The following is a 15,099-nucleotide window of genomic DNA, read 5'->3' as shown; positions in this document are numbered from 1 at the left end:
TAGAATTATCGGGCTTGCAAGCTAAATTTGGCTTTTGCCAAATAAGCTTCTTCCAGCATTAGATCGGCCTGTGTTAAGGGAGCATTTTCCAGCCAGTTGTCTGGAAACTGGATGCTTAACGCATTTTGTTCTAGCGTGACTTTAAATTCCGGGGTAGCTGCGCTATTACGGTTTCTCTGTAATATAACGGCAAGCCTTAGGATTATAACCATATAGATAGCAACCTTATTCCATGGAGGGGGAAGTTCTTTTATCTTTTTTAAAGGTATTTTGCGTCGATGGGCTAGAACCAGTGTCGACAACAGGTTTTGATCTTGTTGAGAAAAGCCGGCCAAATCACCATGTTTAATAATATAGGCACCGTGTTTATGATATTGGCTATGCGCTATATTTCGGCCTATTTCATGGAGTTCTGCCGCCCAGTTTAGATATTGGCCTATGATCCGGGCTTGCGCTCCGAGAAAAGGGCTGACCTGTTGTAATATAGAGTCGATTGTCGTTTTGATCAAGGCCGATTGCTGGGTATCGGTGTGGTAATGTTCAGCTAGAAAATGTACAGTATCTGAACGTACATCATGATTAAACATCCGTCCCAGGTAATCGTAAATCAGACCTTCACGTAATGCGCCATCCGAGACACTCATTTTGTCTATATCCAGCGTTTTGAATGTCGTATACAATATCGCCAGACCACCCATAAAGACAGGTAGCCTTTCCGGGTTGAGATCAGGTATGTTCAGTTCAGAGACATGTTTACAGTTCAGCGCATGCTGTTTAAGCTTTTCAAGACCTTCCAGTGTAATTCCCCCCGGACTCCATTCAGTGGCTAGCAGTACCTTGCGGATAGCTCTTATACTACCCGATGCGCCGATGGCTTCATCCCATTGATTATGGGTAAACAGTTTTTTATAAGTGTGCAGTTGCTGGTTGACAAAGATCGTTGCTTGCTGGAATCGCTGCGGGCTGATTGCGCCATCCATAAAAAAACGGTTACTGACGGTAACGCACCCCATACTCAGGCTTTCTTTTTGCGCCGGGTCTGAATTGGTACCGATAATATATTCGGTGCTGCCTCCGCCAATATCCATAACCAGGCGACGGCTGGCATTACTTTGCAGGCTATGGGCTACGCCTTGATATATAAGACGCGCTTCTTCAATTCCCGAGATTATATGAATCGGGTAACCTATGGCCAGCTCTGCCTTTTGTAAAAATTGCCTGGCATTTTTAGCAGTACGTAAAGTATTGGTTCCGACTATGCGCACGTTACTTTCGGGGAAATTCTGTATACGCTGTCCAAATCTTTCTAAACAGGCGAGCGCTCTCTGCTGGGTGTCTTCATCAAGAATGTTTTTATTGTTTAAACCAGATGCAAGTCTGACCATTTCTCTTAAGCGGTCTAGAGTTTTGAGTTGCCCTTCATGTACGCTACAAACAATCATGTGAAAACTATTTGAGCCTAAATCAACAGCTGCAACGAGTTCGGGAGATTGTTCCTGTTCAGTAGTCTGAGTCATTTGTTTATAGTGTCGGTAGATTTTCTGCTAAAATTTGTTGAATTTTTTGCATAATGTAACGCATTTAACGGACTTCGTTAAGTATTGACAAAGATTATAACAAAGGCGGTTTCTGATTCAGAGACTTATATTGCTTTCGGGGTCATTCAACCTGTTTTGGGGGCCTGATCGCTGCATCAATCATATTCTGCTTAGCAATCTGTTTTTGAAGGGCTAAATAATATTAATGAAAGCTTTATCTATTCGTAATTTAAAAAAAATCTATGCTAATGGTCTGGTCGCTTTAAAGGGAATTGATCTGGATGTGGAAGAGGGCGATTTTTTTGCGCTATTAGGGCCTAATGGTGCGGGTAAGTCGACCACTATTGGCATTATTAGTTCATTGGTTAATGCCAGTAGCGGCGAGGTGCAGATTTTTGATGCTGATTTAAAACTTAATAAGCAATTGGCAAAAAGCTATTTAGGCTTAGTGCCACAGGAAGTTAATTTTAACCAGTTTGAGACAGCGCGTGATATTGTTATGACTCAGGCGGGTTATTATGGCATGTCGAGAAAAGAGGCAGCGAAGCAAACCGAACGTTATCTGAGGTTAATGCATTTATGGGATCAGCGGAATATAGTGTCCCGGCGTTTATCGGGCGGTATGAAACGCCGGGTAATGATTGCGCGTGCCATGGTACATCAACCTAAATTATTGATTTTAGATGAGCCGACTGCTGGCGTGGATATAGAGATTCGGCGTTCGATGTGGGAGACTATGAAACAGGTCAATGCGCAAGGAACAACGATTATTTTAACCACGCATTATCTGGAAGAAGCAGAAAGTTTATGCCGTAATATCGCCATTATTAATCAGGGTGAAATTGTTGAGCATACGGATATGCAAAGTTTGCTGGCACGCCTGGATGAAGAACATTTTATCTGTGATGTAAAATCCCCGCTGCAAAAAATAGTCAATATACCAGGCTATAAAATCGATTTGATTAATGCCCGGAAATTAAGTGTTTCTGTTCCTAAGGCTTTAGGCCTGAACAAGTTGTTTCAAGGCTTATCAGCGCAACAAATTGAAGTGACCAGTTTGAAAAATGGATCGAATCGTTTAGAACAATTGTTTCTGGATTTGATTGATCAGGATAACAGTGCTTAACTTTGTTTGCACTTGATATCAGGTTGTTTATAAAACTGTAGATAGGTTAAGGCTTTATCCGCCGGTGCTGAAAAAGTCGATAAAGGCGGGCCAAAGCTACGCACTATGCAGTCTATCTTTTAATTATTGAGTTATTACTTATGCGCATTCATGCATTACCGCCCCAATTAGTTAATCAGATTGCCGCTGGTGAGGTGGTCGAGCGGCCGTCATCGGTGGTTAAAGAATTAGTGGAAAACTGCTTTGATGCCGGTGCTAGTCAAGTAAGTGTTGAAATTGAGCAAGGAGGGGCCCGACTTATTAAAATCAGGGATAACGGCTGTGGCATAGACAAGGATGATTTGCCTTTGGCCTTGTCCCGTCATGCAACCAGCAAGATCCAGTCTTTGCAGGATCTGGAGCAAGTTGCAACCATGGGTTTTCGTGGCGAGGCACTGCCGAGTATTAGTTCGGTATCCCGCCTAAGCCTTATTTCACGTGTGGCTGATGCTGATTGTGCATGGCGGGTTCAAGCCGATGGTTCTGAACAAGAACTTGATCCACAGCCCGATCCACACCCTTTAGGAACGACCATTGAGGTCTGTGATTTGTTCTATAACACGCCTGCAAGGCGTAAGTTTTTAAAGGCAGAAAAAACAGAATTTACGCATATCGATACCTTATTTAAACGTATGGCATTAAGTCGATTTGATATTGCGTTTGAACTGAAGCATAACCAGCGCGAGGTTTTTAATTTTAAAAAAGCAGTAACGCCAGCAGAGCAAGAGCAGCGTGTCGCACACATTTTTGGTGCGGCTTTTTTAGAAAACTCTGTGGCGATAGATTTTAATGCTTCCGGTATGCATTTATATGGCTGGGTGAGTTTGCCGACTTTTTCCCGTAGCCAGCAAGATATGCAGTATTTTTATGTGAATGGTAGATTGATTAAAGACCGACTGGTGACTCATGCTATTAAACAGGCATACCAGGATGTGTTGTATCACGGGCGGCATCCCGTGTATGTTTTATATTTAGTGCTGGACCCGGGCCTGGTGGATGTGAATGCACATCCGCAAAAATTAGAGGTGCGTTTTCGTGAAGGGCGTAGTGTGCATGATTTCTTGTACAAGGCATTACATCGTTGCCTGGCGGATGTGCGCCCGCAAACGCAAGAGATAGAAGAAGCATCCGCTGTTGAGGTCAGCCGTCCGGATGTGCAACAGGTAGCTGACTTTCAGCCTTTGCCTGCAAACGTGAGCAGACCGGTAATCCGGCAGAATTATCAGCCTGCCGCTGCGCCTCGCCAATCTTCATTGCCTTTAAATGTGGATGCCCAGATTGACGCATATACCAGGTTGGTTGCTCCTGGCAAAGTGGCTGAGGTACAAGAGCCGCGCGTTGCAGAGTTGCCAAAATCAGAAACGGCACCCGCATTAGGTTATGCGGTGGCACATTTGCATGATGTGTATATTTTATCGGAAACCCAAAATGGTATTATTCTGGTTGATGCGCATGCGGCACATGAACGCGTGACTTATGAGCAATTTAAAAGTCAGTACCATCAAGGCGCAGTGCCATCACAGCCTTTATTGTTGCCAGTGCAAATACAAGTCAGTAGTCGTGAGGCAGATCTGGCAGATGATCAGCAGGCTTTTTTTATGAGCCTTGGTTTTGAATTAAATCGCATGGGCGAAGAAATTATTGTCGTAAGGGCCATTCCTGCATTATTATCAGGCGTAGATATCACTGTATTGATCAAAGATGTACTGGCAGATATTATTGAACATGGTATGAGTCAAAGGATAGAAGAGCAGTCTAATGAAATTCTATCCAGCATTGCCTGTCATGGATCGGTGCGCGCAAATCGTCGTTTGAGTGTCCCGGAAATGAATGCCTTGCTCAGAGAAATGGAAAAAACCGAGCGCAGTGGCCAATGTAATCATGGTCGTCCAACGTGGGTGGAATTGAGTAAAAAAGAATTGGATAAGTTGTTTTTGCGCGGGCAGTAGAATGAGCAAGTGACCTTGGAGCTCAGGAGGAGCACAATATTGAAATAATTAAGGGTGACGTTACCTTTTAACTTTTGAGCTGAAAGTTCGAAGATGTTCCTGATATTACACTTACTCAAAATTCATATGACTAAAAAAATCTACCAGATAAATACGGATGATTTTTGTGTTAGCATTAGGATAAATGATTGAAGTCGGCATAAAGTTAAATAGTGAGGCTGTTGAAATCCAGTTTATTTCTAGAATCGTAGAATTTCGTATGAAAATTTATTTAGACAATTGCTGTTTTAATAGGCCATTTGATGATCAGTCGCAATTGAGATTTCTATTAGAATCTCAAGCTAAACTAAGAATACAGGAAAATATTCGCTCAGGTACATTAGAGCTGGTTTGGTTATATAGTGGATTATGAAAATAGCCAAAACCCATTTCGAGAAAGGCGAGAACAAATAATAAAATGGCGAACTTACTCAAATGAAGATATTGAAGAAAGCGATGAAATTCTTAATTTAGCGACAGCGAATATGAAACATGGAATTAAAAAACTAGACTCACTGCATTTGGCTTGTGCTATTAAGGCAAATACCAATTACTTTTTAACAACTGATGATGGTGTATTGAAGAAAGCTATGTACTTTAAAAATATCCAAATCATAGACCCGATTGGCTTCATTAAAGAGGTAATAATATGATTTCTGATGCAGAAATAAAGTCTAAGGGGGTTCAAATCCTTGCAACATACCTTGGTGATGTTGAAATGGAGCGTTTTATTGCACTTATCCAAAGAGAACCGTTTGATTATACAAAATGGCATCAAAATATGGATGATGATATAAGTCTTGAAGAGTTAAGTCGTAAAGCAATGTCTTTGAAAAATAAATTATCTTGATTGAAAACATAACGATTTAAAGTTGATGCTGCCAATGAAATTAAGTTGGTGAAAATATATAGGGTGCGTTTCGTTCCTCAACGCATCCTATAAACAAATGTAGCCCGAATAAATCTTTTACCGTTCCTAAAGTCTTCGTTTCATAGTTGTATATGTTATTTTGTGCATGTCCCTAAGTTTATAATTATCATTCATGAAAACAACAGTACTGCCACCGGCAATTTTCCTGATGGGGCCCACCGCATCAGGAAAAACGGCTTTATCAGTAAAGCTGGCGCAACAACTTAATGCTGAAATTATCAGTGTCGATTCAGCACTGGTTTTCAAGGGTATGGATATCGGAACTGCAAAACCAACTCTGGAAGAAAGAGCTGGAATCCCGCATCATTTAATTGATATTTTAGATCCCGCAGAAAGTTTTTCTACCGGCGCTTTTAGAACCCGTGCATTGCAACTCATGGCAGATATAACAGCGAGAGGGAAGATTCCGCTCTTAGTTGGCGGCACCATGCTGTATTTTAATGCTTTGTATTATGGCCTGGCAGAGTTACCTACTGCAGATAGCGCTTTGCGCGAACAACTGGACGAGGAAGCCAGACAAATTGGCAAAGCCGCCATGCATGCTAAATTACAGGCTGTAGATCCGGTGGCTGCTGCGCGTATACACCCAAACGATCCACAGCGTGTGCAACGTGCATTAGAGGTACAGATGCTGACGGGCAAGTCGATGACGCAGTTGCATGCACAGGCAAAAGCTGAACAAATACCGTATAAGAAAATTAAACTGATTATTGCACCGCAAGACCGTGGCGTGTTGCATGAGAAAATTGCTCAACGTTTTAAGCTGATGTTAGAGCAAGGTTTTGTTGCAGAAGTAGAAGCTTTATATAAGCGTGGTGATTTAACGGTACAAATGCCATCGGTGCGTGCAGTAGGCTACCGGCAGGCATGGTCTTATTTAGCAGGCGAAATCAATATACAAGAACTGCAGGAACTGGGCATTATCGCAACGCGACAGCTAGCGAAACGTCAATTTACCTGGCTGCGCAGAGAAACTGATGCGCATACTTTTTATACGCAAGATGCACAGGTTTATGCGCGCCTATTAGATACTATAGAGTCGTATATCAGTGAATAATCACGCCCCTTTTTTATACTCAATATGAATACAAATAATCACAAAACAAAAACATTTGTTGCTAAAACGCTGGAAAGCATTTTAGTGATTGGCTACATCCTGTTTGAAGAGTTGTTCTGGAATATTTTTGCCAGGCCGATTTATCAATATTTTAAAAGCCTTATTGTATTAGAGCCTTTAAAAAAGACATTTTTGCAGATGAACCGCTATCTTTTATTGTCGGTTTTTATAGGTATTTTGCTGCTTGCCGAGGCTATGGGCTTGCTGGCAGGCTTTTGCTTTATAGAAGGCTATTTTTCGCTGGGAATTCTCGTTTATGTATTAAAAATTCCCGTTGCAGCAATCACTTTTTGGCTATTTGAATTAACTAAAATGCAATTGATGACATTCTCCTGGCTGAAAACAGTCTATGAATGGATTATGCACATGATTGATAAATTACTTAATTCCGCTATTCATGTTTATATCAAGAGAAGAATCGTGGCAATCAGGCAGAAAATGCAGCAGATAATTAGTCAGTATTTTGGTGAAGCTGGTTTTATTGCCAGTATCAAATCTCACTATCAGGCCTTTAAACCTCTTGTGACCCGCTTTTTTAAAAGTTATCTGTAGCTTTGATGGATAGAGGCTTTTAACCGCAATTTAGGTTGAAATCGCGGCATAAAGCTATGCAAACTCAAGAATATACCTATTAACGTACTGCCGCGAAATCAAGTAGTCTGAATTAGCCGTCATAGCTAATTCTATAGATAACGCCTGCAAGGTCATCAGAAACCAGTAAACTACCATCTACTAATTCGAGTATGTCAACAGGTCGGCCAATTGCTTTGCCATTTTCTCCCAGCCATCCCTCAGCAAAGACCTGTTCAGAAACAACTTTGCCCCATTTAAGTTTGAGCATGGCAATACGATAGCCATGTGGAATTGTCCGGTTCCAGGAACCATGCTGAGCAACCAGCAACTGTAAATGATAGCTTTTGGGGAATTGTACGCCGCGATAAAAATGAATTCCCAGAGGAGCCATATGGGCGTTGAACTTCCATTCGGGAGCCGTATAGGATTTACATTGTTTGCCTTGGCCGTATTCGGGATCGAGAAGTTCACCGCCATGACAATAAGGGTAACCAAAATGTTGACCTTTTTTTGTCCATTTGTTGAGTTCATCTGGCGGAATATCATCGCCTAACCAATCCCGGCCATTTTCCGTAAAATACAAGGTTTTAGTGATTGGATGCCAATCAAACCCCACGGTATTACGAATGCCACGTGCTAATATTTCCATATCACTGCCATCGGTGTTTAGGCGCACTAAGGAAGTGAATATATCTTTTGTAGGCAGGCAGATATTACAGGGGGCTCCTACAGATGTATAAAGTTTATTATCCGGGCCAAAGCGTAAGTATTTCCAGCCATGCATTTTTTCATTGGGAAAGTCTTTATAAACGACGCCAGGCTTAGGCGGACTATCCAGATGTTGATCGATATTGTCGAAACGAATAATACGGTTCAGTTCGGTCACATAAAGCGTTCCGTCTTTATAAGCGACTCCATTAGGTATGTTTAAACCAGAGGCGATAATATGCCGTAGCTCGGCCTTGCCGTTCTGGTCAATGTCTTGCAGTGCATATACATTGCCACTGCTCATCGTGCCGACGAAGACAGTGCCATCTTTACCTAAAGCCATGGCTCTGGCGTTCGGCACATTATCGGCAAACAGGCTGATCGTAAAGCCTTGGGGAAGTTTGATATGGTCTAAACTGTGTTGTTTTTCGGCGGCCGGTAGTTGGCTGGTTAGTAATACGGCAAGCCATCCTGCAGTTAGAAATCGATTGAATAGTTTAGCTTTGAACATGATAATACCTGATAAAGATTTTAGTATCGTAGCCTGTTGTATATTAATCTCAACAGGCTTCCCTGTATTTATAAAAAATATTTAGACTTATGTGTTATAAAAAAATTTCTATACTAGTAAATTTCATATTAATAAGCACCTTGCTGGTTGCTTGCTCAACGACCCAGCATATTCCGAAGGAAGACATGTCAGTGTCATTTATTACTGCTTATCATTCTAAGTTGCTTTTACCAGAAAATGCAACTTACCAATGGTCAAAAGGTTTTACGCGCCATTCCAGCAGCGGGATGATTAAAAATGTTGATATGTGGAGCCTGATAAAACAGAGCATCGAGCAGGAGATGCAGGCAAAAGGATATAGGCCTATTGCTGAAGCAGAACAAGCAGATATCAATATAAGCTTTGTTGCAGTTCTGGCATCAGACATGAGCGACGCAGAAATTGCAACCAGGTATGGTTTAGTACCCGCTTTAATGGTGCATAATGTTGATAAGAATAATTATGAAAAAGGTACTTTGATTTTTGATGTAGTCAACCCGAAAACCAATCAACTTGCATGGCGTACAGCAGGGCAGGCACTGGCAACCTTAAAGGATATTCCCCTGGAGGAAAGAAAATCCAGAATTGATGTTTTTGTTAAAAAATTATTAGCCTTTTTACCTGAAAAGTAATTAAATATAGAATCTAACACTATTTTTAGGAGATTTAAAAATGAAACAGGAATTTGATAAATTAATGGCAAAATTAGCTGTCGAACGCGATGAGCTAAATTTAAAGTTACATTTAGCGTCTATGGAAGCAAAAGAAGAATTTGCCAGTGCTGAAAAGATGTGGGAGCAAGTTAAGCTAAAAGCAGGCGACATTGCTGATGATTCAGTGGAAACCTCCGATGAATTTATTAGCACTGCTAAAGTTGTCGGTGAAGAGTTGAAAGACGCTTACCAACGTATTGCCAAGCGTATCAAAGACTGATTATTATCTACTGGGTGGGGCTCTGATGGATAACTTAGCTGCCCCATCCCCAAAAACCACACAAAAAAGTTATAATGTCTCGTTGTCAAGCCTGGTTAGGCATTAGCTTTATGATCCGTGCGAAGGCGGGGCGTTTAACTCTATTGCTCATTACCAGAAATATCTAAAAGCATTTCCTGATTACCCACAACTCTCAGCTATACTTCGTCATTCCTGCATGTTTCTAACAGGAATCTAGCAGGAATCTAGTAGGTTAAGCATAGATTCACGATATAAGACCTCGGGAATGGTGATGTTTTTAACATACCGATATTTAAATATTTATTCCAATGTGGCTGATAGTTGTGGGGGATTAGCAAGCGTTTTGTCAGCTCATTGCACGCACACAACCGGGTGAAATGTTGATCTTGTTTCATCCGCTCCATACTTTTGGGTATTGTTAAACCCTCGTTCCTGGGTTATTTTCCGCGTATTCTAAAATGAACGGCTCAACGGCTCCTGGCTTAATTGAGCCACATGATGAATGCCACTCTCAAGCAATAAACCACACAAAAGGCGGTAACCAATGAACAGGTTGTGGAAGTGATAAATAAACTCAAACATCGTCTACGGAACATTCTATACTACGAAACTCCTCGTGCTGTATTTTTTGCAGATATTGAGTATGAGGCCGCTTGAATACTGAAATTGCACTTCAGAGTTGAATCCACCTTAATTTAATATAGTGAAGCTAAAAAACTACGTAGGCGACCTAAACGGCGGCAGTCTGTTAATCGCCGAGACTCGCATCATCGCATCTGTTCAATTAGAAAAGCTGTCTGAAGAGCAATGGAAGCAACGTATTGTTAAAGATAATATTCTGCAAAAGAAATCCGCGCAAACCTCATTACGCTTTGCTAACGTGATTCGTAAGCGTTTAAAAGCAATGGGAGATATCTATACTCAGGCCTTACTTGATGTATCAGATCGTGCCTATGTGCAATTATTACTCGCTGGATTTATCGTACAGTCCCCCATCATTGCTGATTTTATGCGAGAATGGCTTGCTGAAGCGAAACGTACCTATAAACCTGCTATATCAGCGCATGCGTGGGGTGATTTTATCCAGGATCGCAGTCGGGTGTTTCCTGTATTGGCGGATTATTCTGAAGCTACGCAAAAGAAAATGGGTAGTAATGTCATTAAGGCATTAGTCGATGCGGGTTATCTTAATTCGTCACGTCAACGGCAACTACAGGTCGTTTACTTATTGCCTGAAGTAATAGCAACCTTGCGTCAAATTAACAAACAAGAACTTATCGCGGTCATGGAGTGTACCCAATAATGAATCAGCGCACAGATAAAGCCCTGCAAGCTCGATTGGATTTAGTGCTTGAGCGGATCGAATGTCCTAAATTTCTTAAAAACGATGGTTTAGGTAATGAGGTTGGCTTCTGGATTTTTGATTACCCGCCTAAATCAGAGTTAATTGTCAGAGACTATCTTAATCATCTCACTGAAAAGCTTAGTAAACATAATCATCATTTTGCGCATATCAATATCTTTCAAGCGCTAACCGATATGCTCAATGCGCGCGGCTTATTAGAGCGCACTTTTGCGCGTGAAAAACAAGTGGGTGCCGATGCTTTACGCAAAACTTTAGCGGGTCCATTAAGCCAGGATAAAGTCGCCAAGTTTATTGCCGAGCAAGCCTTTAAAGCCAATGATCAATCAAACCTGGATTTTCTTTTATTATCTGGTTTAGGTAATGCCTGGCCGTTAGTGCGCGGACATGAATTACTCAGTGCCTTGCAAGATGTTATGGGCAATACCCCGTTTATTCTGTTTTACCCTGGCTCATACAGTGGTCGGGATTTACACCCTTTCGGCATGATTGAATCGCGTAATTATTATCGTGCCTTTAAACTTGTTCCCGAAGACGGCAAATCCTCGCTCCTTAAATAACGCCTAATCCTATTCCTTATGATAGTCGAAGAAATCTTTACCAAGCAACTGACCCGTAATATTAATGGTGTTGTCAAAGCCGAGCAAATGGATAATGACAGTGTTTATGTTGAACTGGATGAATATGTAGTCACTCAAGAATTAGACCGACATTTCAGGGAATTTTTTGAAGCTTATCTGCCTTCATGTAATGATAAATTCAATCCTAACACTAAAATGGGTGTATGGATTAAGGGCTTTTTTGGTTCGGGTAAATCGCATTTCCTAAAAATCCTGTCTTACCTCATTGAAAATAGAGAAGTAGAAAAAGACGGAGAGACACGTAAAGCCTTCGAGTTTTTCAAAGAAAAAATTACCGATGCAATGCTTATCAGCGATATACATAGTGCGATTAATAAAGAAGCAGATGTTATCCTGTTTAATATTGATTCACGGGCTAATACCGATGAAGCAGAAAATGCCATCTTAAAAGTTTTTCTTAAAGTATTTAATGAGCGAGTCGGTTATTGCGCTGACTTCCCTCATATAGCGCATTTAGAGCGAGAACTAGATAAGCGAGGACAATACCAGGCATTCAAAGATAAATTTGCTGAACTCACTGGCGATACGTGGGAAAACAACCGAGATGCCTATGATTTTTATCGTGATGAACTCACAGAAGCTTTTGCAGAAGCCAGCAAACAAAGCCCAGAATCAGCTCGTCAAGTAATAGAAGAGCTGGGGAATAATTTTCCACTCGATGTGAAAAACTTCTGCAAATGGGTCAACGAATATATCGAAAGCAAAAATGGCCGGCATGTTTTATTTTTAGTTGATGAAGTAGGTCAGTTCATCGGCAAAAATACCCAAATGATGCTCAAGCTTCAAACAATAGTTGAAGACCTGGGCACAACTTGTGGTGGAAGGGCTTGGGTAGTAGTTACCTCACAAGCTGATTTAGATGCCGCTATTGGCAATATGGAAAAGCGTGACGGCGATGATTTTTCAAAGATTCAAGGCCGTTTTGCTACAAAACCCTCACTCTCCAGCTCCAATACATCAGAAGTTATTCAAAAACGTTTACTGGCCAAAACGGAACAAGCAAGTAAAGAACTAGGTGAAATCTATGCAGATAAAGGCGATATTTTAAGAAATCAGTTATCTTTTGATAAAACCACCACAGCAGAATTAAAACCCTTTTCTGATGCACCCTCCTTTATTGATAACTACCCCTTCATTCCGTTTCATTACGCATTAGTACAAAAAGTATTTGAATCGATAAGAACCAAAGGCGCAACAGGCAAACATTTAGCGATGGGGGAACGCTCTTTACTGGATGCTTTCCAATCCGCTGCTAAACAGGTTAAAGACTGTCCTTTAGACGTATTAATCCCTTTCCATAATTTTTACAGTCCTATAGAAAGCTTTTTAGAACCAGCCGTAAAACGAACGATAGATCAGGCTTGTGACCTGGACTCACTCACAGAGTTTGACGGCAATATACTTAAAACTCTATTTCTGATTCGTTATGTTGATACGGTCAAAAGTACTCTGGATAACCTGGTCACGCTTTCTATTGATTGCATAGATGCAGACAAAATAAATTTAAGAAAACAAATTGATGACAGTTTAAATCGCCTGGAACGACAGTTATTAATCGCCCGCAACGGTGATGAGTTCGTCTTTCTTACCAATGAAGAAAAAGAAATAGAAAATGAGATACGGCATACCGATATAGAGCCTTCAGAAGTTTCTAATAAACTGGCTACTATCATTTTTGATGATATTTTACGTCGTCAAAATCAGTTCCGTTATCCCGTAAATAAACAGGATTTTAAAGTCAGTCGTTTTTGTAACGGACATCCAAGAGACGGATCAAAATTAGAAGATCTGGTATTAAAGCTAATCTCCCCACTCGATGCCCATTATGAAAATTATGCGCATGATCAACACTGCATTAACCATACCTTAGACGGTGATGGTTGCATCTTAATTAAATTAGGCGAACACAAACGCCTATGGGATGAACTAACAACCTTTATTCAGACAGACCGTTTTTTAAAACAAAATTCAGGTCAACGTCCAGAACAAGAACATCTGTTGCGCGATAAACAGATGGAAAACATGGAAAGAGAAAAACGCTTAAGACATGATTTTGAAAGTTTATTTATTGAAGCAGACCTATTTGCCATCGGTACAAAATTACCCAAAAAAGCAGCAACACCCTCAGCTATTTTGGAAGCGGCTTACACCTATGTGATCGAAAACACCTTTGCAAAACTGAATTTGTTACGTCCCACCACGGGGAGTATAGAAAAAGAAATCCAGGCGGTATTAATGGCAGATGATATTGCCCAAACCAATATGGACTTTGCCGCAGAGGAATGTAATCCACAAGCGATGAAAGAAGTGGAGCAATACATATCACTTAAAGTGGATCGTAACGAAGCCCTTTATTTACGCGATTTAGTCAGTCATTTTACGCGTCGCCCTTATGGCTGGCTAGATGATGAATTATTATTAATAGCCGCCCGACTAGGGTTAGCAGGAAAAATCAGTTTTACCTTGCAAAGCTTGCCGTTAGCTTTAAACAAAGCATATGAACCGTTTACCAACAGTCGTAAACGCGGCGAAATACGCATACAAAAAATAAGACTACATGATGAAAGGCAGCTCAAAAAAGCAGTTGGGTTAGTTAAAACGCTATTCGCAAAAACCTTTACAGGCTCAGGCGAAAAAGAACTGACAGAACTGATTCAACAAGAATTAAAAAAATGGCAAGAGGAACTTAAATCCTTTGCCATTAAATCTCAAACTGGGCATTTCCCAGGTAAAGAAAAAATAGAATCGGGCTTAGTTTTATTGGCGGGAATATTAGAGCAAAGAAACAGCTTTGAACTCATTCAACGCCTGATAGCAGATGCTGATGCCCTGGAGGAATTCGCAGAAGATTTTGAAGATCTGGACGAGTTCTATAACAGCCAATTCCACACATGGCAGTCCTTAGCAGAAGCACTTAATAATCACCAGGCTAATCGTCCAGCACTCGAAAAACAGGGAGAAGCTTTAAAGGCATTAAAGGAACTGGACCGTATTTATGAGATGGCAGAGCCCTATGGACAATTACGCCATATCAAGCCACTAATTGAAAGCGTGCAAAAAATTAATGATCAATTAGTCGCTGAAAAACGTGCGCATGCATATGCGCGTATTGAGAGCCGAATTAACAGCATCACGACCTCATTACTTGAAGCGAATGCGCCTGATACGCTAAAAAATAAAGCCTTATTGCCCTTGCAGGACTGTAAAAAGCATATCGATAAAACCCACTCTATTGCTCAAATTATTAGTGATCAGATGGAAGCCGGGGCGCATGAAGATGCAGCGATTGAATTGATTAATGAATTTATTGAATCGGAGCGGCGCAAAGCCAACATGGTTAAGCCAGAAATTCCAGCAGGCGGCTCGGTTGCTAAAGCCAAAATAACAGCACCGCAAGCAAAACGAACAGTAACGATCAATCCAGCAGCGATTATGAATATGATGGGGGCAGGACATGTATTTCTTGAAAGTGAAGAACAAGTGGAACAATACCTGGCTAAATTGCGAGAACAGCTTATTAAGGCGGTGAATGCAGGTGATAAAGTTAGATTAAAATAGAGGATAAATTTAA

13 protein-coding genes are annotated in these 15,099 nt (G+C 41.0%); 11 read left to right on the top strand and 2 right to left on the bottom strand.

Going from position 1 to position 15,099, the window contains the following annotated elements; translation table 11 throughout:
* Nucleotides 1-5 precede the first annotated feature (5 nt).
* A complete protein-coding gene (ppx, locus tag AU255_RS14270) occupies nucleotides 6-1,517 on the bottom strand; it encodes an exopolyphosphatase (RefSeq protein ID WP_080523604.1) in 1,512 nt (503 codons plus the stop codon).
* A 226-nt stretch (nucleotides 1,518-1,743) separates the two neighbouring features.
* Here ppx and AU255_RS14265 point away from each other — a divergent pair, with 226 nt between their 5' ends.
* The 6 genes from AU255_RS14265 to AU255_RS14240 all read left to right on the top strand — a co-directional run bounded on the left by AU255_RS14265 (nucleotide 1,744) and on the right by AU255_RS14240 (nucleotide 7,291).
* Complete coding sequence (locus AU255_RS14265) at nucleotides 1,744-2,664, top strand: ABC transporter ATP-binding protein (protein ID WP_080523603.1); 921 nt, start codon at nucleotides 1,744-1,746, stop codon at nucleotides 2,662-2,664.
* Nucleotides 2,665-2,804: 140 nt separating this feature from the next.
* Nucleotides 2,805-4,652, top strand: a complete 1,848-nt coding sequence (gene mutL / locus AU255_RS14260; RefSeq protein WP_080523602.1) for a DNA mismatch repair endonuclease MutL — start codon at nucleotides 2,805-2,807, stop codon at nucleotides 4,650-4,652.
* Between the two features lie 401 nt (nucleotides 4,653-5,053).
* Nucleotides 5,054-5,344, top strand: a complete 291-nt coding sequence (locus AU255_RS14255) for a PIN domain-containing protein (RefSeq protein ID WP_198942643.1) — start codon at nucleotides 5,054-5,056, stop codon at nucleotides 5,342-5,344.
* Nucleotides 5,341-5,541 (top strand): hypothetical protein, encoded by a 201-nt coding sequence (locus AU255_RS14250; RefSeq protein ID WP_080523601.1) that lies wholly within the window; start codon nucleotides 5,341-5,343, stop codon nucleotides 5,539-5,541. The genes AU255_RS14255 and AU255_RS14250 overlap by 4 nt, the downstream gene beginning before the upstream one ends.
* Nucleotides 5,542-5,734: 193 nt before the next feature.
* Complete coding sequence (miaA, locus tag AU255_RS14245) at nucleotides 5,735-6,679, top strand: tRNA (adenosine(37)-N6)-dimethylallyltransferase MiaA (protein ID WP_080523600.1); 945 nt, start codon at nucleotides 5,735-5,737, stop codon at nucleotides 6,677-6,679.
* 24 nt (nucleotides 6,680-6,703) lie between these two features.
* Nucleotides 6,704-7,291 carry a hypothetical protein gene (locus AU255_RS14240; protein WP_080523599.1) on the top strand — a complete coding sequence of 196 codons (588 nt, stop codon included), beginning with the start codon at nucleotides 6,704-6,706 and terminating at the stop codon, nucleotides 7,289-7,291.
* Nucleotides 7,292-7,403: 112 nt separating this feature from the next.
* Here the strand turns inward: AU255_RS14240 and AU255_RS14235 are convergent, their stop codons facing one another.
* Nucleotides 7,404-8,531 carry a PQQ-dependent sugar dehydrogenase gene (locus AU255_RS14235; protein WP_080523598.1) on the bottom strand — a complete coding sequence of 376 codons (1,128 nt, stop codon included), beginning with the start codon at nucleotides 8,529-8,531 and terminating at the stop codon, nucleotides 7,404-7,406.
* A 191-nt stretch (nucleotides 8,532-8,722) separates the two neighbouring features.
* Between AU255_RS14235 and AU255_RS14230 the strand changes: the two genes are divergently transcribed.
* From AU255_RS14230 to brxC, 5 genes are all read left to right on the top strand, one after another.
* Nucleotides 8,723-9,202 (top strand): DUF4136 domain-containing protein, encoded by a 480-nt coding sequence (locus tag AU255_RS14230; protein ID WP_158083135.1) that lies wholly within the window; start codon nucleotides 8,723-8,725, stop codon nucleotides 9,200-9,202.
* A gap of 40 nt (nucleotides 9,203-9,242) precedes the next feature.
* Complete coding sequence (locus AU255_RS14225) at nucleotides 9,243-9,503, top strand: hypothetical protein (RefSeq protein ID WP_080523596.1); 261 nt, start codon at nucleotides 9,243-9,245, stop codon at nucleotides 9,501-9,503.
* Nucleotides 9,504-10,227: 724 nt separating this feature from the next.
* A complete protein-coding gene (locus AU255_RS14220) occupies nucleotides 10,228-10,827 on the top strand; it encodes a DUF1819 family protein (RefSeq protein ID WP_080523595.1) in 600 nt (199 codons plus the stop codon).
* Nucleotides 10,827-11,447: a DUF1788 domain-containing protein gene (locus AU255_RS14215; RefSeq protein ID WP_080523594.1), complete on the top strand. Its 621-nt coding sequence runs from the start codon at nucleotides 10,827-10,829 to the stop codon at nucleotides 11,445-11,447. Before AU255_RS14220 ends, AU255_RS14215 begins: the two co-directional genes overlap by 1 nt.
* A gap of 18 nt (nucleotides 11,448-11,465) precedes the next feature.
* Entirely contained in the window at nucleotides 11,466-15,086 is a 3,621-nt protein-coding gene (gene brxC / locus AU255_RS14210; protein ID WP_080523593.1) for a BREX system P-loop protein BrxC, read from the top strand.
* The last annotated feature ends 13 nt before the right edge of the window (nucleotides 15,087-15,099 follow it).

Source organism: Methyloprofundus sedimenti (assembly GCF_002072955.1).
In the GTDB taxonomy this organism is placed as follows: Bacteria; Pseudomonadota; Gammaproteobacteria; order Methylococcales; family Methylomonadaceae; genus Methyloprofundus; species Methyloprofundus sedimenti.
This window is presented reverse-complemented; position numbering and strand designations above follow the sequence as displayed.

Excerpts from the sequence above, each read along its gene's own strand:
- AU255_RS14235 (WP_080523598.1), bottom strand. The coding sequence starts at position 8,531 with ATGTTCAAAGCTAAACTATTCAATCGATTTCTAACTGCAGGATGGCTT.
- AU255_RS14225 (WP_080523596.1), top strand. The coding sequence starts at position 9,243 with ATGAAACAGGAATTTGATAAATTAATGGCAAAATTAGCTGTCGAACGC.
- mutL (WP_080523602.1), top strand. The coding sequence starts at position 2,805 with ATGCGCATTCATGCATTACCGCCCCAATTAGTTAATCAGATTGCCGCT.
- AU255_RS14215 (WP_080523594.1), top strand. The coding sequence starts at position 10,827 with ATGAATCAGCGCACAGATAAAGCCCTGCAAGCTCGATTGGATTTAGTG.
- AU255_RS14250 (WP_080523601.1), top strand. The coding sequence starts at position 5,341 with ATGATTTCTGATGCAGAAATAAAGTCTAAGGGGGTTCAAATCCTTGCA.
- ppx (WP_080523604.1), bottom strand. The coding sequence starts at position 1,517 with ATGACTCAGACTACTGAACAGGAACAATCTCCCGAACTCGTTGCAGCT.
- miaA (WP_080523600.1), top strand. The coding sequence starts at position 5,735 with ATGAAAACAACAGTACTGCCACCGGCAATTTTCCTGATGGGGCCCACC.
- brxC (WP_080523593.1), top strand. The coding sequence starts at position 11,466 with ATGATAGTCGAAGAAATCTTTACCAAGCAACTGACCCGTAATATTAAT.
- AU255_RS14240 (WP_080523599.1), top strand. The coding sequence starts at position 6,704 with ATGAATACAAATAATCACAAAACAAAAACATTTGTTGCTAAAACGCTG.
- AU255_RS14265 (WP_080523603.1), top strand. The coding sequence starts at position 1,744 with ATGAAAGCTTTATCTATTCGTAATTTAAAAAAAATCTATGCTAATGGT.